This window comes from uncultured Fibrobacter sp. (assembly GCF_947305105.1).
GTDB lineage: Bacteria > Fibrobacterota > Fibrobacteria > Fibrobacterales > Fibrobacteraceae > Fibrobacter.
On sequence record NZ_CAMZCS010000003.1, the window covers coordinates 94,245 to 113,131 of the forward strand.

The following is an 18,887-nucleotide window of genomic DNA, read 5'->3' on the forward strand; positions in this document are numbered from 1 at the left end:
GCTACATTTGCGGTATGGCAAAAGTAGTACAGATTACCGCTGAAAATTTTGAAGCCGAGGTCATCCAGGCCTCAGAAACCCGAGCTGTCGCAATACTCTTCTCGTCTGCAGAATACCCGGATTGCGCCCCTTATTCACAGCTGTTGGGCTCCCTTTCGACCAGCATGGACTTTACGCTCGGCGTGGTCAGTTGCGACGAACGTGAAAACATGCAGCTCATCCAGATGTTCCGCGTGCGCTCGGTGCCCGAAATCCACATAGTGGACAAGGGACAGATTGCCGACGTGCTCCAGGGAGTCCTCTCCGAGGCAGACCTCAAGAAGCGCCTTGAAAAGTATTATGTGAGCGACGAAGCCCGCGTGCAGAACGCCATCGAAGAAGCCATCGCGGCCAAGCAGTTCGACGAAGCGATTCCCCTGCTCGACGAAGCGCTCGCCAAGACCCCCGACGACAAGAAATTGAAGTTGCTCTGGGCCAAGGCAAGTCTCGGTATGGGTGATACGGAAAAAGCGAAGGATGTTCTTTCCAAATTCACCGAAGCCGATGACCAGTACCGCGAAGCTAAATCGCTCTTGGAACTCCTGGACTTCCACGCCGAAGCCGCCAAGAAGGATGTGCAGGGCAAGGAAGCCATCGTCTACCACGAAGCATGCAAGCTCGCTTGCAGCGAAGATTTCGAAAGTGCATTGCAAGCATTCTTGAATCTCTACGTAGAAGCGCCCGAATGGAACGATTCGGCAGCCAAGAAGGCAATGCTCACTTTGTTCGGAGTCCTAGGCCCCAAGCACGAACTCACTTGGAAATATAGGGCTAAGCTCAATACCATGATGTTCATCTAGCCCAGATGCTCTAGATTCAAAAACGAAACCCAGCGAAAGTTATTCGCTGGGCCGTTTTTTATACAAAATGGAATTACTTGATCAATGCTTCTGTCAGCTTGCGGGCTTCGGCATCGGCTTCGAGCACCTGGTCAAGCGTGAGGTGCCCCGTCACGGTGGGGGCGCCGGCCATGATGGTTTCAACATGCTTCGGGATGTCGGTGAACTTGAGGTTGCCCTTGAGGAATGCGTCCACCAGCACTTCGTTTGCGGCATTCATCATCGCCGGCACGATACCGCCACGGCGGCCGGCTTCGAAAGCGAGGGCGAGACAGCGGAACTTGTTGAAGTCCGGCTCAAAGAAGGTGAGTTTCTGGAGCGTGGGCAGGTCGAGGCGCTTGGTCTCGAGCGGCAGACGGTCGGGCCATGTGAGCGCCACTTGGATAGGAATGCGCATGTCGGGAGCGCCGAGCTGCGCCATCAGGGAACCGTCACGGAACTGCACCAGAGAATGCACCATCGACTGCGGATGCACCACCACCTTGATCTGCTCGTACGGGATATGGAACAGGAAATGCGCTTCGAGCACTTCGAGGCCCTTGTTCATCATGGATGCGGAATCGATGGTAATCTTCTTGCCCATGCTCCACACCGGGTGATTGAGCGCATCGGCAACGGTGATGGATTCAAACTTCTCAATAGGCCATTCGCGGAATGGTCCACCGGAGGCCGTAATTTCAAGGAACTCCACTTCTTTTTCGGGGCGGCCGGAAAGGCACTGGAAAATGGCGCTATGTTCGGAATCAATCGGCGTAATGAAGGAATTCGGATTTTCGGCGAGTTTATCCCAAATGACCGGGCCCGCCATGACCATCGTCTCTTTGTTGGCGAGCGCCACATGTTTGCCATGTTCGATAGCGGTAATGGTCGGGAGGCAGCCCACGGCTCCCATCAGAGCGTTGATGATAATGTCGGCCTTCGGGTCGGCGGCCAGTTCGCAGAGACCGTCCATGCCGGCGAGCACAGGCATGCCGAGTTCTTTTTCGAGTTCCTTGGCGGCAGCTTCGTTGAACATGCACACGCGTTCCACCTTGAACTTGCGAACGAGTTCGGCGACCTTCGCCACGCTGCTGTTCGCGGCAACCGCATAAAGCTTAAAAATGTCAGAATGTTGCAAAATGACATCGACACTTGAAGTGCCGATAGAACCGGTTGCACCGAGAAGAACGACGTTTTTCATGATTAAAGCCTCTTTTTACCCAAAGATAGCATTATTTATTTCCAATTATTATAAAATTTTACATTCCAAACAAAAAATTCAATTTATATTAATATCAGGTTTTTGTGGTTTGGAGTCGCATTATGCGGGTATATTCTTTATACGTCCTGGCTGCGTCCTTGTGCGCAGCCTGTGTTTTTTCGGGGTGCTCGGAATCGTCGGAAAGCGACGTTTCTGCACCGGAGCTCGGTTTATCGTCCAGCGCGGGCGATACAGAAAATCCCGAAGGCAAGTCCTCGGATCCTCAGGATTCTACAGGGTCTTCAGTCAGCAAGACATCTCCGGATGACTCTTCGCCTAGTTCTGCTGCGAATTCAAATGATTCCAGCAAGCCAAGCAGTACAGATAAAGTAAGCAATTCGGCAAATAGTTCCGGAGGCACTTCTGCTACGCCTGGTGCCGATGCGACTTCGAGTGGTGGCGCCACTCAAACGACTTCGTCCAGTACAACCCCATTCACTTACGTGGCACCGGCCAGCTTTGCCGATACGGTGAACGGAGTCGTATTCAATATGGTGTACGTGCCGGGGGGCACATACACGCGCGGCTGCGACAACTGCGCCGAACAAGACAAGATTTACGAGACCCCTTCGCACAAGGTGACGGTCAGCGATTATCACATTGCGCCGACCGAAGTGACCATTGCGCAGTGGAACGCCGTGATGGGCGGCAAGAAAAACGCTTGGGAATCGGAAAAGGCGCCTAAAATTGGCGTGAGCTGGTTCGATGCAAACGGTTTCGCCTGCAAGCTAGGCCAACTTACGGGGCATCAATACCGGCTGTTGACGGATGCCGAATGGGAGTTCGCTGCACGTGGCGGCAAGGACGGTGTCGCCGACAAGTTCAAGTTCTCGGGCAGCAACACGGCCGATGATGTGGCATGGTATTCCGAGAACAGCGGAGGTAAGGCGCACGACGTGGCCACCAAGAATCCGAACAAACTCGGGCTCTATGATATGAGTGGAAATTCCTGGGAATGGGTGTACGACTGGCTCGTGGGCTATACCTCGGGCGACAAAGTGGACCCCGTTCAACTTACCGGATCGGGCAACAAGACACGCCGCGGCGGCAGCTACGGCGAACCTGCTGAATTTGCCCGCGTAAGCCGCCGCGCCATCCGCAGCCGCGATGGCGCCGCCGACATGGGCTTTAGAATCGGCATGTCTAGCGAACTTCGGCCAGGGATGGTCAGCCCCTGCGAGGCGGCAAACCCTGCTGCGGCAGCTTGTCAGGGCGACAAAAACCGTGATTGCCGCCTGATTACCGCTGCAGACGAAGCTTGGATTAGCGACGATTACACCGTAGTCATCGCCGATGACGGCAATGCGGCCGTCTCCGGCTTCCCGAACGTTTCGGGCCAGTGGTACACGCTCAACAACCGCAGTTTCAACGTGGTCACCAAGAGCGGCACCAAGACATACGCATACTATGTGTTCAGTCAGGACGAAATGACGATGATTAGCGACGATGGCATTCCATACCGCCTGTACCGTCGCGCCATGAGCGAAGCGAAGAACAAGGTGACGCTCACGTCGGCCTCCAATCCAAAAACTTTGGCCGAACTGATTGCAGCCGTGGAACCCGAACGCCTCGTGACCGACGAACAACTCATGCACCCCGACACAAGCGTACGCGACCCGCGTATTGCCGCCGAAAGCGGATACACGTGGTTCTTCGACGGCCGTTGCTGCGGCGGTAACCACAAGTACCGTTTCCACTTGGACAAGAGCGGCGATGCTGAATTCGTGGTGATGGATTATGACGACACCCACCATGAGAACATTCTTGCGAAGGGCCGCTGGTTCACCGTGGGCAACATCGGGCTCCACATCGTTTTGAACGGCAAATATTTCAACTACCTCTACACCTCGGGCAAGCGCGACATGGGCTACAGCGAGTACATGCCGGCAGGGCCGATTTTCTGCCACATCTCGTTCCAGAGCTACGAACGCGGGGACTTCCGCATTTTCAACAAGACCGTGTTTGACGACAAAATCAAGCGCCCGCGTGGGTTCAACGGGGAAAACCCTGTTTACGAAGCGGGCGAATACCAGTGGGGCTCGTAATGCGCAAATCCATGTTCGGCGCATCCCGTGCATTCCCGGCAGCCACAGCGCTTGCATTCTCGGCGCTGTTTGCTTTGCTCGCCGCTTGTGACGATTCTTCGTCGTCTACTTCTGCAGGCGAAGAAAATCCGCCAACCTCTTCTGAATCTTCTGTCCAGCCGGAATCCGCGGCCGATCCGGCTGAATCTGCCAATTCAACCGGTTCAGCGGAATCAACTGACTCAAAACCTGCCGATTCAGCCAGTTCTCCGTCTACGGAGTCGAGCTCTTCGGCAGCTACATCGCATGGCCACGCTACATCGCATAGCCACAAAACGACTTCGTCGGCAAACGGGGAACCGGCTTCTTCCGCAGATCAAAAATCAAGCCCGTCAATGTCGTCGCCGGCATCTTCGTCCACACCGGCTCCTTCGTCTGCGGCGCCTACCACAGTAGTTAAACTCGACAAGGATGGCTTTGCGACGGTAGCCGATGTGTACCATAGCCTCGCCCCCACGGAAAAGGCCGTATTCATCATCCGCCATTCCGAACGCGAGGACGCCGTAACCATCGAAACGGAACTCACCGCGAACGGCATCAAGATGGCGCAAGATTTGGGTGCAACGCTCAAGAGCGACGAGGAATTCAGCTACATCACCTCGGGATTTGTGCGCACAAACGAAACCGCGAACAACATTTCGAAAGGGCGCGGGGAAGCTAGCCTTCCGAAACTCATCACGAATTACGACATTACGGGCAACTGGTTCCTGAAAATCACGGCCGATGAACTCGCCCAATACGGAACCAATCTCGGAATGAGGGGTGGCTCCGTGGAACTCATGTCGCACTGGGCGTATGGCGAGCCGTATGCCGATGCACTCTATGAACTGGAGCCGCGCGCACAGGAATTTATGCAAACCGTCATCCTCAAGAACCTATCCAAATGGAAGCGCGTGAGCATCATGGTCTCGCACGACATCTTGGTGATGCCGCTTGCCGTGTTCGGCTCCGAGAAAAAGGTCGCCCTCAAGTATTACGAAGACTATCACTGGATAAACTATATCGCAGGCCTTGCCATTATCGCAGACGAACAGAACAACCTGCGCTACATTCCCGTTAAAGGGGCCGAGTCGGGCGTCATCGACTACCTCGCGATATATATGGAAGAATACAACAAGAAAAAGTAGCCAAAAAAATAGCCCCCTCCCCTAAAAAGGGAGGGGGTGAATCTGATTAAAAAGTAGGGTTGCTACGAAATTTTCTGCAAGAAATCCAGAACCAAGTAAAGAGTCGGAGCTGCAAGGAAGAACGAATCAAAACGGTCGAGCACACCGCCATGACCGACGAAAATCGTGCCGGAATCCTTTGTCCCGCTCCAACGCTTGAGTGCGCTCATTAGCAGGTCGCCCGCTTGGCCGGCGGCTGCAATTAAAAATCCGAGAGCGATGCCCACCGGCAGTGTTATCTGCACATTGAAGCTGGCGAGGGCACCAGGTGCAAAATAGGCGACAAAGGCAATTGTGGTGATTGTCCCAGCAACCGAGCCTTCCCATGTTTTCTTGGGGCTGATGGACGGGGCAAATGCGTGCCTGCCGAACGGCCCTTTACCGGCCGCAAATTTTCCGAAAAAGTAAGCGACAGAATCGCAAATCCACATGGACAGGAGCACAAGCAAGAATGCATAGCAGTGCTCAAAACCTTGGCCAGAACCTAAAAGAAGGATGCTTGCTCCGCCCCACAATCCAAGATACAGCGGAGCTCCAAGGTGCAACACAAGCCAAGGGAAGAGACTGGCGATATCGACCTTCGCAAAGCCAATCGCTATATAAATACCGAGAATGAAAACGGCCGTGGGCCCCATGACTGCGGGGACAGCGGCACAACCGAAAAAGCCCCCTTTGGAGAATACCCACGCCAACATGAACGCCACCGCCGATGCCAGCGAAAGGTAACGCATGTCGGGCCCTTTGTACATCTTCCCGACCATCTTCGCCCATTCCCAAGCGCCGATGCCGCCCAGGAAGCACATCAAGAAAATTCGAGAGATGTCGTTGAACCAAATACAAAAAAGAGCGACGGGAATTGCCACCGCCGCAAATAGGAGGCGAACAGCCAAGTTATTCATCAAGAACCTTCCCAAATCTACGCTGGCGGGTTTTGTAGAACTCGACAGCCTTCAAAAATTCGTCTTGAGTAAAATCAGGCCACAGCGTTTCGGTTACATAAAATTCGCTGTAGGCCGCCTGCCAAAGTAGGTAGTTCGAAAGCCTGAACTCTCCACCCGTGCGGATGACCAAATCCGGGTCGGGAGCGCCTTTCAGGTACAAGTTTTTTGCAAACAAGTTTTCGTCAATGTCTTCGGGGCGGAGCGTCCCTGCTGCAACCTGTTCTGCGATAGATCTTGTTGCATCTACAATTTCTTGCCTGCCACCATAAGAAATGGCGAGGTTCAGTTGCATGCCCGTATTACCTGCGGTCTTGTCTATAGCAGACTGGAGAGATGCACGCGGCTTTTCGGGGAGGCGTTCCATATTGCCGATGACCTTGAGCTTCACGTTCTTTTCCATGAGGTCGGGGATTTCCTTTACCACCATTTCTATAAGGAGGTTCATCAGGTAATCCACTTCCTTGGAAGGGCGGCCCCAGTTCTCGGAACTGAATACATAGAGCGTCATGTGCTCCAGTTTCAAATTCACGCCGACTTCTACCGCGTCGATTGTCGCCTGGGTCCCCTTGCGGTGGCCCAGGAATCGCTCAAGACCGCGGCTGCGGGCCCAACGCCCATTGCCGTCCATGATGATGGCGACATGTCTAAGCTGATTTGCCACAGCAAACCCCGGACTACACCTTGAGGATGTCCGCTTCCTTTTCGGCAAGCAGACGATCGATTTCGGCGATAGCCTTGTCGGTTGCCTTTTGGACTTCGTCCTGTTGCTTCTTGACTTCGTCTTCCGGCAGTTCCTTGTTCTTCTTGAGAGCGTCGTTGGCATCGCGGCGGATGTTGCGGATAGCCACGCGGCCTTCTTCGGCATGCTTGCGGGCGAGCTTTGCAAGTTCCTGACGGCGTTCAGTCGTAAGAATCGGGAGCGACACGCGGATGCAGTTACCATCTTTCATCGGGGTAAGGCCGATGTTTGCGGCGAGAATTGCCTTCTCGATCGGGTCGACCATGGTCTTTTCCCATGGGGAGACGAGCAACATGCGCGGTTCGGGAACAGAAACTTTTGCCACCTGTGAAATCGGGGTGGGCGTGCCGTAGTAGTCGATGCGCACATCGTTGAGGATGGCGGGCGATGCCTGGCCGGCACGGATCTTGGAAAATTCACGTTCGGTGGCCTCGATGGCCTTGTCCATTTTTTCTGTATATTCAGCCATAATTATTAGTTGGTAGACAGTGGTTTAAGGTTAATCTTACATTTGGAAATATAGGTAAAAAATTATCGTGGGGGTACAAAAAATCCAAGAAAGTCCAAAGAATCAATCACAGGAAAAGATGTATATTAAAGCAAAATTTATCCCACGCCATGTCCTCCCGTACCTACGCTGCCATAGACCTTAAATCCTTCTTTGCTTCGGTGGAATGTATCCTTCGGGGGTTGGACCCGCTTACGGCGAAACTCGTGGTGGCTGACGAAAGCCGTACCGAGAAGACGATTTGCCTTGCGGTGACGCCTGCGCTCAAGGCCTACGGAATTCCGGGGCGTGCGCGCCTTTTCGAGGTGAACCAGAAGGTGCGCGAGGTGGAACGCCGTACGGGCGAGAAGGTCGAGTTTTTGATTGCGAAACCGCAGATGGCGAAGTACGTGGAGTATTCCACGAAGGTCTACAATGTTTACCTGAAGTACGTGAGTGCCGAGGATATCCACGCCTATTCCATTGACGAATGTTTCTTGGATTTGACGCGTTACCTCAAGTTGTACAAGAAGCCTGCGCGTGAACTGGTGAAGACGATTATCCAGGACGTGTTCACGACCACGGGAATTACGGCGACGGGCGGAATCGGCACGAACCTTTACCTGTGCAAGATTGCGATGGACGTGATGGCAAAGCATGTGGAAGCCGACGAAGACGGCGTGCGCATCGCGGAACTCGACGAGATGAGCTACCGCAAACAGTTGTGGTCGCATCGCCCGATTACGAGTTTTTGGCAGGTTGGCCGAGGCATTGCGGAGCGATTGGAAAAATGTTATTTGAACGGGGGGCGCGGAATCCGCACGATGGGCGATATCGCCCGTGTGAGCGTCAAGAATCCTGAGGGCCTGTACAAGCTTTTCGGCGTGAATGCGGAACTGTTGATTGACCATGCGTGGGGTTACGAGCCTTGCACCATTGCCGACATCAAGAAGGCGAAACCGCGTAGCCAAAGCACGGGCGAGGGCCAGGTGCTGCAAGACCCGTACAGCTTCGAGAAGGCGCGTCTCGTGGTGCGCGAAATGGTCGATACGGTGTCGATGACGCTGGTATCGCACGACCTGGTGACGAATGCCATGGTGTTGACCGTCGGTTACGACCGCGAGAATGTAGACAAGGGAATTTACCATGGCGAGACGGTGCAGGATTTTTACGGGCGGACAATCCCGAAGCCTGCGCATGGGACGGCAAATATCGGCTACTATACGAGTTCGCAGACTGTGATGGCAGAAGCGGTGATGAAGCTTTTCGACCGCATCGTGGACCCGAAATTGACAGTGCGCCGCTTGAACCTTGTGGCAGCGGACATCGTGGATGCAAGTTACGAGCAGTACGACCTGTTTACCGATGTGCAGAAACAGCAACGCGAAAAGAAGCGCCTGAAGGCAGAACTCCTTATCAAGAAGCGTTTTGGCAAGAACGCCATCGTGAAGGGCATGGATTTGCAGGAAGGAGCCACGACCATCGAGAGGAATGGACAAATCGGAGGGCATCGTGCTTGAAAGAGTGTTTAGTGGTTGGTGGTTAGTGGTTAGGAAAAATATTTCTTCCATAGATTTGTATAATTCCTAATCATCAACCACTGTTTACTAACCACTGTTTACTAACCACTGTTTACCAACCACTGTTTACCAACCACTGTTTACCAACCACTTCTCTATGCCTCAGGACGTTTATAAAGACATCATCAATTTGCCGTACCCGCGGGATGATTGGAACTTCCTCATGAAGCATCCGCGCATGAGCATGGAAGACCGTGCGAAGATTTTCCACCCGTTTGCGGCGCTTCGTGGGCATGCAGAAGCGCTCGATGCGACGGCTGAACGCAAGCAGAATGCCGTTGAGAACGAATTTACCTTGGACGAGAATTACTAAATTGATTTTGTCAAACCTTAACCCGAGGTGACTATGAGTATTGATGAAGAACGTTTCCGCGAACTCCAGCTCAAGGACCAGGAACACGATGCGCGCCTGGACAAGCAGAAGGCAAGGGACGATGAACAGGAATTCAAGCTCAGAGTCCAGGTGGCGAAGGATGCCGAGCACGATTTTCGACTGAATTCCGTAGATGTAAAGAATGTGGAACAGGACACGGAGCTGCGTCGCCAGCGCGTGAAGGACAACGAACATGATTCCCGCCTGGACCGTTTGGAAAAACTCTGCGCCGATTTGGCGGCACGCGTTGCGGCTCTGGAATCGCAGGTGAACAAGTAGAACATTCAATTCTGGTTAATTGGAGTTATAAAATGGGTATTCTCAAAAGTTTTTGCAAGGCCTTGCCCTTGGCCGTGCTGGTTGGTTCTGTATCGTTTGCTTTCGCCGAAGACGAATGTAAGGATGCAAGTTTTGGCAAGATGGTACGAACGAACAACAAGTACATCGTGTGCGATCCGGAATTGAATGCTTGGCGTGATGCGTCAATGACGGAAGCCTCCATCCAGAAATCATGTACGAAAAAGAATCTGAATGAAAAGGTCTCTCTCAAGAATATTTCTCTGGTGTGTTCGGATGACGGCTGGGAAGGTACTTTCGTGGATAGCCGCGACAACCGCAAGTACGCAGTCACGGTTATTGACCAACAGATTTGGATGAAGGAAAACTTGGATTACGAGAAGATGTTCGGCATCAACTGCAAACAGTGCGATGGCTACCACATTTACGACTTTGGCGATGCCCAGAAGGTTTGCCCGAAGGGTTGGCGCCTCCCGAGCATTGATGAATGGGATTTTATCTCGAAGAACGGCGGAATCATGAACGTTGCAACCACTGGTGCGTTCTGGAGCTCTACGAAAGTCAAGGAATCTACCGCTATCAAGCAAGGCTATGCCGCCGACATCCGCTGGAAATGGGTGGATGGCGAGGTCGACAAGGTGCAGAAGTTCTTCGTGCTGCAGCAACCGCTCCCGCGTAAAAACGGTTACCCTGTGCGTTGCATGACGGACAAGTAATCCTATGAAAAATCTTCTTGTGCTTTTTATGGCGCTTTGTGTTGCATCGCCTGTGTTTGCGGCAAAGGGCAAGCATGCCGCGAAGGCCCGCCCTGCGGAATTCAAGGATCCTCGCGATAAGCAGAGTTACCGCCTTGTAAAGATTGATGGCCGGGAATGGTTTGGCGATAACCTGAATTTCAAGGCCGAAAACAGCTACTGCTACGACGACAGCGATGACAACTGCATGGCCTATGGCCGGCTTTATACATGGGATGCTGCGAAAAAGGCTTGCCCGGCTGGATTCCGCTTGCCGAACCAGGAAGATTTCGAGAGTTTGTGGACTGCTGCCGGTGCCGATTTCAATGCTGCCTACCTTTTAAAGACAACGTACGGCTGGAAGGGCGAAACGAATGGAAACGATACGCTCAAGTTCAGCGCCATGCCTGCTGGCAACCGCTTTGACGACGAAACCTATGGCAATATGAGCAAGTTCGCCTTTTTCTGGAGTGATTACGCAGAAGATGGCTCCGGCGATGCTCGCGTATGGTTCATGACCAACAAATCCATGGGCTTCAGCTATTCTTCCAAGCCCAAGATTTTCGGATTTTCGGTGCGTTGCGTCCGTTAGGAGTTACTTCTTGTAAGACCAGTCTCCCGTCTTGGTGTGGAAAACGATTTTTTCGTTTCTCATGAAGGCGGTCGCGGAACGCTGGGTTTCCATATTTGTCGGTTTATTCTTCAGCTTGAGAACCTTATTCACCTTGACACAGAGCTCTTCGGTGGAAATTTTCTTGCCATAGGTGTAGAGAATCCTTTGTGCGATATCTCCCTTCGATTTGAGTTTGCCGATGGGGACCGTGAAACAATTACCAACCTTTTCGATATAACTCAGGTTGCTCAGGAGGTGAATCAGTTTTTCGTCGTCCAGTTTTTTGAGCCCGCGCTTGGCCAGCCCCTTTGATATTGTCGCAATGTCGACAGGGATGACTTCGTTTTGCAAAATTTCGTAGGAGCAATCGGCGATGGCTTTGATAAGGTGGGCCGTTGCGCTACTATTGGTGACGAAGATGTCGAAGCCTTTGGGCTGCCCGTAGCGTTTCAGGTCGCGGACCTTGTAACCGGAAGCGCGGCAGAGTAGGCGCGAGACGAATCGTTCCTCGTCGGTAATTTCCTTGATGTTGAGGCTGAATTGGCGCAGGACATCGTTTGCGGCGAGGAACGTGTGCTTTTTGATAAGCTCACGTGCATTGTTCAACTGCACTATGGCTTGCCCATCGATTCTCGGCATGTCCGGAATATTTTTGCCAGTCAAATAAGCGGCGATTTTTTGCGTGTAGCGAATCTTGTGGAGGTCTTCGCCAGGTACGATGGCCTTGAGACCATTAACATACATCGACAATACATTCTGTTTGCGTTCGGTTTCGTGGTTCTTGTAATACTTCTTGGTATCCTTTATCCAAGAACGGAGTTCAGAAATGGCGACATGTTTGCTTCGCAGGGTTTCTTGAAGTTCCTTCATTTTCTTTTGAAGAACCTTCATGTTGTTGATGTGCAACTTTGCGAAAGCGATGCTCAATGCGGCATTGCAAGGGAACAGGAATTTTGTTTTTTTGCGGTCAACAAGTTCGTCGACATCCTTCTTGATGATGGCAAACTGGCTCTGGATGGAGGCCAAGTGCTTTGCCTTGAGGGATTCGGGGATGTCTTTGATTCCGAGAACCTTCATGTACTTGATGAGTTCATCGATGCGCTTGTTGCCGAAATATTCCGCCTTGGTGAGTTCCTTGTAGTTCTTCTGCAAATCTTCGACGGAATAGATGTTGGCCTTGATAAAGGCCCTGGTCAGCAACTTGGAAGGTGGTGGCGAAAAAGAAAATTTCTTTTTTGTCTGTACATTGTCATTACGATGTGTAGACGAACCCTCGGGCAACTTGATCCCCTCTCGTTGCATGTAATCTAATAGCGCGGCTACAAAAATTCCGCCAAAACCTAGACCATTTATTAACCGATTATAGTTCTTTTGTAAATCCTCGACGGTCTTTATGTTGGCCTTTTTGAATTTGTTAACCAGTTTCGTTGGTATGTTTTGCAATTCCATAAAAGTTCCATTAATTTGCACCCCAAAAACAATATAGCAAACTACACTTTCCCGAAACGTACAGTGCAAAGAAAGTTTTACAAAGTATTCCCAAGAATGGCGTTTTTGGCAAAAAAAGGTAATTTTCGTCACGATAAAAAATTATATACAAATTATTTTTTCCGTATAGAATTGTTGCGTTTGTTCTAAATTTGGTCCGAAGGGCAGTAAATGGGCTACTTCTGTTTTAGAATAACATTGTCTTTTTTGGCAAAATCAAACGATTTATTTAAAGTGAAACCCTAAAAATCGCCGTGATTTCGGCCGATTTATGCGGCAAACGGCTTTTTCGGGAAGAATTTTAGAGGATGCCGGTGTGAAGTTATGTATTTTTGAATTATGTCGCAGCCGATACGGAATATTGCCATTTTGGCCCACGTGGATGCCGGGAAGACGACTCTTTCCGAGCGAATCCTGTTTGCGGCGGGGGAGGTGCGCCGACCCGGCCGCGTCGAGGACGGCCTAGCGACGATGGACTACATGCCCGAGGAAAAGGAGCGAGGCATCACCATCGAGAGCGGCGTGGCGCATTTTGAATGGAAGGATTCCTGGTTTAACTTTATCGATACGCCGGGACATGTGGACTTTGGAGCCGAGGTCGACATGGCTCTCTCGGCTGTGGAGGGCGCCGTCCTGGTGGTGAGCGCCGCGAGCGGTGTGGAAACTCAGACGATTGCTGCATTCAAAAAGTTGCGCGAGGCGGGGGTGCGGACAATCCTGTTTGTGAACAAACTTGATAATCCCGACTATTCGCTTGATGACACTCTGATTAATATTGAAGAAATCCTGGGTGTACGCCCGGTGCTGATGACGCTCCCGCAATACGAGAACGGCCGCATGACGGGCGTTCTCGATGTGCTCAGCCAGAGCCGCCTCACGCATTCCGACATCGGGGAGGAAGTCGTTGATGACGGCTGGAACGTGGAAGACGGCTGGGATGGATCCCGCGAACTCAAGCAGCACTACGCCGAGGCGGTGGAATTTGCGAGCAATTTTGACGACGAGATTTTGAAGCTTGCCATGGATGGCAAGCGGGTTCCGCCCAAGATGCTCCTGCGGGGCCTCAAGGCGCTGGCCAACAGCGATGATTACGCGCTTTGCTATGCAGGCTCTGCGATGGAAGGCTTTGGCGTTCGCAGCCTCGTGACAGCGCTGACGTTCTTTTTGCCCGATGTCCCCGAATTTAACGAAGGCGAACTCGGCCAGGTTATCCGTTTGCGGCATTTCAAGGGTGTTGGCGAAATTTCCCTTTTCCGCAGCCATACCGACATGGAACGCAAGGCATGGCCTGCGGGTTTTGAGTTTTCGCGTCTCAAGGCGAACTTGTTGCAACCTGTCGATGAGATCCGCGCAGGCGATATTTACGCCATGCGCACCCCGTTCGAAACGGAGCTGGGACAAATCCTCAAAGTGACGCCCGAAGGGCGGAGCGACCTCATACCTCAAAGCGACCAAGGGGAGCGACCTCATGCCTCAATCCGTGACAAATACCAGCCTCTGTTGCAGACGCGCGTGGAATGCCTCGGTTCCGAAGACTACCATCATGTGGAAAAAAGTCTGAATACGCTCAGCCGCATGGACCCGAGTTTCCGCGTGCAAAAAGACGATGGCGGTTTTTGGTACTTGCATACCGTGGGCGAGGTGCAGCTGGACGTGTTGCTTGCCCGCCTCAAACGTGAATTTGGTTGCGAAGTGCGAGCCGGTAGCCCCGAAGTCCGTTGGCAAGAACGTTTGTGCCGTGATGTCGGCCCTGTCGAGAATACTTTCCAACTCGGCCCGCACAAGATTTCGATTAAACTTTCTGCAACTCCGCTTGACAGCGACGCACATGATATCCGTCTTTCTGCCGAATTTTTGGAGACCGCACCCCGCGAGATTTTGGCGGGTGTTCGTTCGGCTCTCCTGGAATCGACTGAAGTGGGAATCCTTGGCAAGGGAGCCCTTGTCGGTGTTTGCTTCGAAGTCCATGAATTTACATGGACCGAAGGGGCGCTCCCGCCCATGATCAAGAAGGCGTGCGCCGATGCCGTGACCAAGCTGATTAAGCCGGCCGATGTGCAATTGTACGAACCCATCATGGAACTTTCTCTGGAATGCCCAGTGAATTTCGCAGGGCTTGTGACTGGCGACATCCAGGCCCGTGACGGCAAGGTGAAGGAAATTGGCGGTGACGGCAAGACGCACTTTTTGAAAGCCGACATCCCGCTCCGCAAAATATTCGGTTATGCGACAGGCGTCCGCAGCATCAGCAAAGGCACTGCGCTTTACAGCATGAAATTGCTTGGATATCGCCCAGCAACTGTGTAACGCAAACATTTTGAGAAAATGAAGAAGGAAAAAATCATCGGTTTGCTTTTTGCCTTCGCTGCAATTCTTACAGCGTCTTTCCTGGTGATGGACTGGCTCGTTTTTTACCGCTGTGGTGCGGTTGAACAGTGTCTTATGGATGGGCACGGTTATCAGGACGTTGCGAAGTTTGCCACCACAGCCGTCATGACAATTATCGTTTTGCTTATCGGTCGTAGTGGATTTTGTACAAGGGATAGACGCCTTTTGCAGGCGGGCTTTTTGTTGTCTTTGTGTGCGGATTTTTGCTTTAAAATTTTGCATGACAATTTGACTGGTGTTTGTTTGTTTATGGTTGTACAGACATTGTATATCATTCGTCATACACGCAAGAGTGATGTGGATAAACATTTTCCCAAGATTCTGTACATTCCGCTCGGTACGATGCTCCTCATGGCGTTGCTTTACTGGGTTGGTGTTTTCGAGAAGCTGATGCCTCCGATTATGATATCTTATAGCATATTTATCGCATGTTCCGCCCTTGTAGCGTGGCTAACTCCTAGAATCGGTTATTACCCTGCGACGAATGCGAAGTGTATCAAGTGGGGAATGGTCCTGTTTGCTTGCTGCGATATATGTGTGGGGTTGTCGGGCTTGGTCTCGGTAGACCACAGCGTTCAAGAAATTGTCGCTACCGTGACGCATAACTTCGTTTGGATCTTCTATGTCCCGGCGCTTGCCCTGCTTGCCCTTAGCGGATATAAGCAAAAAGCGTAACTTTGATGCGAATATTATTTCCGTTTTATCTCGGCTAAGACCATTCCTGCGATAATCGCAACCGCCCCGGCGATGGCGATAGGCGTGATGCGTTCACCGAGTGCGATGACTGCGGTAATCATCGTTACCATGGGGAGGGCGTAGCCATAGTTGCTGGCGAGCACTGTGCCGAGTTGCTTTAGCACCTTGTTCCAGATGAGGTAACCGAACAGCGACGAGAATACCGTAAGGCACAAAAAGTTGAGTGTAACGACGGGTTCCGTAAAATTCTGCCACGGGATATTAAGGGCTTTGTGGCTACAAGTTCCTGCCTCTATGAATAACGCAGGAATCGAAGTGAGGGTCCCATAAAAGAACATCCTACGCGTGATAAAGAGCGTGTTGTACTTGCCGTTCAGTTGCTTGACGATTAACGAATAGGCGGCCCACATGAGCCCGGCGCAACAGGCGAGTAGGTCGCCTGCGGGCGAAAGCTTCAGGATGAACTTGCCATTCAGTACTACGAGTACCATCCCGACAAACGTAATTAGGCACCCGAAAATCTGGCGCTTGTTGAGCCGTTCGCTTTTGTAGATGAGCCCACCGAGAATCATGATGAGCAGCGGGTTCGTGCAGACGATGAGGGCGACGTTGCTTGATGGCGAAAGCGATAGTGCTGTGTTCTCTGTCCAAAAGTAGAGCGTGCATCCGGTGATGCCGCAGATGAACATAATGAGTTCGTGCTTCCAGTTTTCGCAACGGAACTTGCTGTGCGATGCCGCGAGGAGAATCAGGTAGGTGACCGCAAAACGCAACGTGAAAATCTGCACGGCGCTAAATCCGTGGTTCAGCAGTACCTTCGTGCTCACGAAACTCGTGCCCCAGAATGCAATCGTTATGATGGCGAGTAGGTGCCAGAGAGCTATGTTGTTTCGTGTGGGTGTCATCGGGGGCAAAGATAGTTTTTTTACCTATATTTAGCCTATAAATATAAGGGCTCCTATGAAGAAAATTCGCTTTATCCTTTTGATTTTGACTTTGTCCTTGTCGTGTCTCAACGTCGCCTGCCTTTTTGATGATGAATCCTCATCGGCAGGACCTGTCCCTAACTTCCGCGTTTACGAGGGCTCGATGGTCGACGAACGTGATGGACAGGTCTATAAAACAGTAACCGTCGTGGACAGATACAACGACTCCGTTACATGGATGGCCCAGAATCTTAATTTTGAACCTGAGATTGGCAAGAGTTTCTGTTATGAATGCGAAAAATACGGTCGCCTTTATACTTGGGCCGCGGCGGTTGATTCTGCCGCTGAATTCAGCGACGAAGCCAAGGGATTTGGTTACCAGGGCTTCTTGACTTCGGGATATACGGAATTGAAGGGGGATGTTCGGGGAGTTTGTCCTGACGGATGGCGTTTGATCAATTATTACGATTTTGACTGGCTGTCCCGTTACGCGCCAAGTGGAGAAACAAATTACGCGAATCGAATGATGAAGTCCGCAACGGATTGGAATGGTACCGATGAATTTGGTTTAAATATTCTTCCTGCAGGCTACCTATATGAAGATAACATATATGAGCACCCTCTTGCCGACCCCACACATGTTGTTGAATGGCGCGACGGTGGCAAGGCGGCTTATATTTGGACTTCGAATGATCATGGGAATGCGTATGGAGCGTTTGCGGAATACTTTGCTCCGGAGGACTATGTTTCTGATTATCGCGATGTCAAGACTACGGATGTGATAAACAAATACTATGGGCTTTCCGTTCGCTGTGTAAAGAGATAACGCAAAACTTATGCAGATATTTGCATAAATGCATTGACAAGCAATAGGGTTTTTCTATATTTGCCTATCAAAATGGTGTGGACTCTCGTCTAACATACCTCACTATTTATATTTGGATTTGAAATTAAACAAGAGGCAAATATGTCCAAGATCGAAACTCTTTGCATCCAGGGCGGTTGGCAGCCGAAGAACGGCGAACCGCGCGTTCTTCCCATCTACCAGAGCACCACTTTCAAGTACGAAACCACCAACGACATGGCGGACCTGTTCGACTTGAAGGCCAGCGGCTACTTCTACACGCGTCTGCAGAACCCGACCAACGACGCTGTCGCCAACAAGATTGCCGCGCTCGAAGGTGGTGTGGCTGCGATGCTCACGAGTTCCGGTCAGGCAGCCAACTTCTACGCCGTCTTCAACATCTGCGAAGCGGGTGACCACTTCATTAGTACGAGCGCTATTTACGGCGGCACGAGCAACCTCTTCTCCGTCACGATGAAGAAGCTCGGCATCGAATGCACGTTCGTGGACCAGGACGCCAGCGATGAAGAAATCGAGAAGGCTTTCCGCCCGAACACTAAGTGCCTCTTCGGCGAAACGGTCGCCAACCCGGCCGGCAAGGTCTTGGACCTCAAGCGCTTTGCTGACATCGCCCACAAGCACGGCGTTCCGATGATTGTGGATAACACGTTCCCGACCCCGATTCTCTGCCGCCCGATTGAATTCGGCGTTGACATCGTGACGCACTCCACGACCAAGTACATGGACGGCCACGCGATGGCTGTGGGTGGCTGCATTGTGGATAGCGGCAACTTCGACTGGGAAGCAAATCACGACCGTTTCAAGGGCCTCACCGAACCGGATCCGAGCTACCACGGCCTCGCCTACACGAAGGCTTTCGGCAAGGGTGCCTACATCACGAAGGCGACTGCCCAGCTCATGCGCGACTTCGGTTCCATCCAGTCTCCGCAGAATGCGTTCCTCCTGAACGTCGGTCTCGAAACGCTTCACCTTCGCATGCCGCGCCACTGCGAAAACGCTCTCGCTTGCGCCAAGTTCCTCAAGAACCATCCGAAGGTGGCCTGGGTCAACTACGCTGGCCTCGAAGGCGACAAGTACTATGAACTCGCCCAGAAGCAGTTCAAGGGCGGCCTCCCGTGCGGCGTTCTCACGTTCGGTATCAAGGGCGGCCGTGAAAAGTCCATCCAGTTCATGGACAGCCTCAAGATGATCTGCATCGTGACCCACGTGGCCGACGCCCGCAGCTGCGTGCTGCACCCGGCAAGCCACACGCACCGCCAGCTCAGCGACGAACAGCTCATCGAAGCCGGTGTCGCTCCGGACCTGATCCGCTTCAGCGTGGGTATCGAGAACGTCGAAGACATCATCGCCGACCTCACGCAGGCCCTCGACAAGGTGTAATCGCGTTATTTC

Annotated in this window: 18 protein-coding genes; 12 read left to right on the forward strand and 6 right to left on the reverse strand. The window is 52.1% G+C overall.

What is annotated here, in order from left to right; all coding sequences use genetic code 11:
* Nucleotides 1–14: 14 nt before the first annotated feature.
* Complete coding sequence (locus Q0Y46_RS02515; RefSeq protein WP_297944504.1) at nucleotides 15–839, forward strand: tetratricopeptide repeat protein; 825 nt, start codon at nucleotides 15–17, stop codon at nucleotides 837–839.
* A 73-nt stretch (nucleotides 840–912) separates the two neighbouring features.
* Here Q0Y46_RS02515 and Q0Y46_RS02520 read toward each other — a convergent pair whose 3' ends face one another.
* Nucleotides 913–2,058, reverse strand: coding sequence for a 1-deoxy-D-xylulose-5-phosphate reductoisomerase (locus Q0Y46_RS02520; RefSeq protein WP_297944507.1), 1,146 nt, complete (start codon nucleotides 2,056–2,058; stop codon nucleotides 913–915).
* Between the two features lie 122 nt (nucleotides 2,059–2,180).
* Here Q0Y46_RS02520 and Q0Y46_RS02525 point away from each other — a divergent pair, with 122 nt between their 5' ends.
* Nucleotides 2,181–4,163 carry an SUMF1/EgtB/PvdO family nonheme iron enzyme gene (locus Q0Y46_RS02525; protein ID WP_297944510.1) on the forward strand — a complete coding sequence of 661 codons (1,983 nt, stop codon included), beginning with the start codon at nucleotides 2,181–2,183 and terminating at the stop codon, nucleotides 4,161–4,163.
* Nucleotides 4,163–5,329, forward strand: coding sequence for a histidine phosphatase family protein (locus Q0Y46_RS02530; protein WP_297944513.1), 1,167 nt, complete (start codon nucleotides 4,163–4,165; stop codon nucleotides 5,327–5,329). Before Q0Y46_RS02525 ends, Q0Y46_RS02530 begins: the two co-directional genes overlap by 1 nt.
* Nucleotides 5,330–5,391: 62 nt before the next feature.
* Here the strand turns inward: Q0Y46_RS02530 and Q0Y46_RS02535 are convergent, their stop codons facing one another.
* From Q0Y46_RS02535 to frr, 3 genes are read right to left on the reverse strand one after another with little or no spacing between them, the layout of a single operon-like run.
* Nucleotides 5,392–6,267, reverse strand: a complete 876-nt coding sequence (locus Q0Y46_RS02535; RefSeq protein WP_295684611.1) for a phosphatidate cytidylyltransferase — start codon at nucleotides 6,265–6,267, stop codon at nucleotides 5,392–5,394.
* Nucleotides 6,260–6,970 carry an isoprenyl transferase gene (locus Q0Y46_RS02540; protein WP_295684612.1) on the reverse strand — a complete coding sequence of 237 codons (711 nt, stop codon included), beginning with the start codon at nucleotides 6,968–6,970 and terminating at the stop codon, nucleotides 6,260–6,262. The genes Q0Y46_RS02535 and Q0Y46_RS02540 overlap by 8 nt, the downstream gene beginning before the upstream one ends.
* Before the next feature lie 13 nt (nucleotides 6,971–6,983).
* Nucleotides 6,984–7,517, reverse strand: coding sequence for a ribosome recycling factor (frr, locus tag Q0Y46_RS02545; RefSeq protein WP_295684615.1), 534 nt, complete (start codon nucleotides 7,515–7,517; stop codon nucleotides 6,984–6,986).
* A gap of 149 nt (nucleotides 7,518–7,666) precedes the next feature.
* Here frr and Q0Y46_RS02550 point away from each other — a divergent pair, with 149 nt between their 5' ends.
* From Q0Y46_RS02550 to Q0Y46_RS02570, 5 genes are all read left to right on the forward strand, one after another.
* Nucleotides 7,667–9,055 (forward strand): DNA methylase, encoded by a 1,389-nt coding sequence (locus Q0Y46_RS02550; protein WP_297944517.1) that lies wholly within the window; start codon nucleotides 7,667–7,669, stop codon nucleotides 9,053–9,055.
* Nucleotides 9,056–9,212: 157 nt separating this feature from the next.
* Complete coding sequence (locus Q0Y46_RS02555) at nucleotides 9,213–9,428, forward strand: hypothetical protein (protein WP_295684621.1); 216 nt, start codon at nucleotides 9,213–9,215, stop codon at nucleotides 9,426–9,428.
* 33 nt (nucleotides 9,429–9,461) lie between these two features.
* A complete protein-coding gene (locus Q0Y46_RS02560) occupies nucleotides 9,462–9,767 on the forward strand; it encodes a hypothetical protein (RefSeq protein WP_295684624.1) in 306 nt (101 codons plus the stop codon).
* A gap of 32 nt (nucleotides 9,768–9,799) precedes the next feature.
* Nucleotides 9,800–10,501 (forward strand): FISUMP domain-containing protein, encoded by a 702-nt coding sequence (locus tag Q0Y46_RS02565; protein WP_295684627.1) that lies wholly within the window; start codon nucleotides 9,800–9,802, stop codon nucleotides 10,499–10,501.
* Nucleotides 10,502–10,505: 4 nt separating this feature from the next.
* Entirely contained in the window at nucleotides 10,506–11,111 is a 606-nt protein-coding gene (locus tag Q0Y46_RS02570; protein WP_297944522.1) for a fibrobacter succinogenes major paralogous domain-containing protein, read from the forward strand.
* A gap of 3 nt (nucleotides 11,112–11,114) precedes the next feature.
* On the opposite strand, the gene Q0Y46_RS02575 is transcribed toward Q0Y46_RS02570, so the two are convergent.
* Nucleotides 11,115–12,434 (reverse strand): hypothetical protein, encoded by a 1,320-nt coding sequence (locus Q0Y46_RS02575; RefSeq protein WP_297944525.1) that lies wholly within the window; start codon nucleotides 12,432–12,434, stop codon nucleotides 11,115–11,117.
* Between the two features lie 525 nt (nucleotides 12,435–12,959).
* Here Q0Y46_RS02575 and Q0Y46_RS02580 point away from each other — a divergent pair.
* Nucleotides 12,960–14,927: a GTP-binding protein gene (locus Q0Y46_RS02580; RefSeq protein ID WP_297944527.1), complete on the forward strand. Its 1,968-nt coding sequence runs from the start codon at nucleotides 12,960–12,962 to the stop codon at nucleotides 14,925–14,927.
* A gap of 18 nt (nucleotides 14,928–14,945) precedes the next feature.
* On the forward strand, nucleotides 14,946–15,683 hold the full coding sequence (locus Q0Y46_RS02585; RefSeq protein WP_297944530.1) for a lysoplasmalogenase family protein: 738 nt from the start codon (nucleotides 14,946–14,948) through the stop codon (nucleotides 15,681–15,683).
* 14 nt (nucleotides 15,684–15,697) lie between these two features.
* Here Q0Y46_RS02585 and Q0Y46_RS02590 read toward each other — a convergent pair whose 3' ends face one another.
* On the reverse strand, nucleotides 15,698–16,609 hold the full coding sequence (locus tag Q0Y46_RS02590; RefSeq protein WP_297944533.1) for a DMT family transporter: 912 nt from the start codon (nucleotides 16,607–16,609) through the stop codon (nucleotides 15,698–15,700).
* Between the two features lie 55 nt (nucleotides 16,610–16,664).
* On the opposite strand from Q0Y46_RS02590, the gene Q0Y46_RS02595 reads away from it, so the two are divergent.
* Nucleotides 16,665–17,456 (forward strand): FISUMP domain-containing protein, encoded by a 792-nt coding sequence (locus Q0Y46_RS02595; protein ID WP_297944536.1) that lies wholly within the window; start codon nucleotides 16,665–16,667, stop codon nucleotides 17,454–17,456.
* A gap of 141 nt (nucleotides 17,457–17,597) precedes the next feature.
* Nucleotides 17,598–18,875, forward strand: coding sequence for an O-acetylhomoserine aminocarboxypropyltransferase/cysteine synthase family protein (locus Q0Y46_RS02600; protein WP_297944539.1), 1,278 nt, complete (start codon nucleotides 17,598–17,600; stop codon nucleotides 18,873–18,875).
* Nucleotides 18,876–18,887: the final 12 nt, after the last annotated feature.

Excerpts from the sequence above, each read along its gene's own strand:
- Q0Y46_RS02515 (WP_297944504.1), top strand. The coding sequence starts at position 15 with ATGGCAAAAGTAGTACAGATTACCGCTGAAAATTTTGAAGCCGAGGTC.
- Q0Y46_RS02520 (WP_297944507.1), bottom strand. The coding sequence starts at position 2,058 with ATGAAAAACGTCGTTCTTCTCGGTGCAACCGGTTCTATCGGCACTTCA.
- Q0Y46_RS02525 (WP_297944510.1), top strand. The coding sequence starts at position 2,181 with ATGCGGGTATATTCTTTATACGTCCTGGCTGCGTCCTTGTGCGCAGCC.
- Q0Y46_RS02530 (WP_297944513.1), top strand. The coding sequence starts at position 4,163 with ATGCGCAAATCCATGTTCGGCGCATCCCGTGCATTCCCGGCAGCCACA.
- Q0Y46_RS02535 (WP_295684611.1), bottom strand. The coding sequence starts at position 6,267 with ATGAATAACTTGGCTGTTCGCCTCCTATTTGCGGCGGTGGCAATTCCC.
- frr (WP_295684615.1), bottom strand. The coding sequence starts at position 7,517 with ATGGCTGAATATACAGAAAAAATGGACAAGGCCATCGAGGCCACCGAA.
- Q0Y46_RS02550 (WP_297944517.1), top strand. The coding sequence starts at position 7,667 with ATGTCCTCCCGTACCTACGCTGCCATAGACCTTAAATCCTTCTTTGCT.
- Q0Y46_RS02555 (WP_295684621.1), top strand. The coding sequence starts at position 9,213 with ATGCCTCAGGACGTTTATAAAGACATCATCAATTTGCCGTACCCGCGG.
- Q0Y46_RS02560 (WP_295684624.1), top strand. The coding sequence starts at position 9,462 with ATGAGTATTGATGAAGAACGTTTCCGCGAACTCCAGCTCAAGGACCAG.
- Q0Y46_RS02565 (WP_295684627.1), top strand. The coding sequence starts at position 9,800 with ATGGGTATTCTCAAAAGTTTTTGCAAGGCCTTGCCCTTGGCCGTGCTG.
- Q0Y46_RS02570 (WP_297944522.1), top strand. The coding sequence starts at position 10,506 with ATGAAAAATCTTCTTGTGCTTTTTATGGCGCTTTGTGTTGCATCGCCT.
- Q0Y46_RS02575 (WP_297944525.1), bottom strand. The coding sequence starts at position 12,434 with ATGCAACGAGAGGGGATCAAGTTGCCCGAGGGTTCGTCTACACATCGT.
- Q0Y46_RS02580 (WP_297944527.1), top strand. The coding sequence starts at position 12,960 with ATGTCGCAGCCGATACGGAATATTGCCATTTTGGCCCACGTGGATGCC.
- Q0Y46_RS02585 (WP_297944530.1), top strand. The coding sequence starts at position 14,946 with ATGAAGAAGGAAAAAATCATCGGTTTGCTTTTTGCCTTCGCTGCAATT.
- Q0Y46_RS02590 (WP_297944533.1), bottom strand. The coding sequence starts at position 16,609 with ATGACACCCACACGAAACAACATAGCTCTCTGGCACCTACTCGCCATC.
- Q0Y46_RS02595 (WP_297944536.1), top strand. The coding sequence starts at position 16,665 with ATGAAGAAAATTCGCTTTATCCTTTTGATTTTGACTTTGTCCTTGTCG.
- Q0Y46_RS02600 (WP_297944539.1), top strand. The coding sequence starts at position 17,598 with ATGTCCAAGATCGAAACTCTTTGCATCCAGGGCGGTTGGCAGCCGAAG.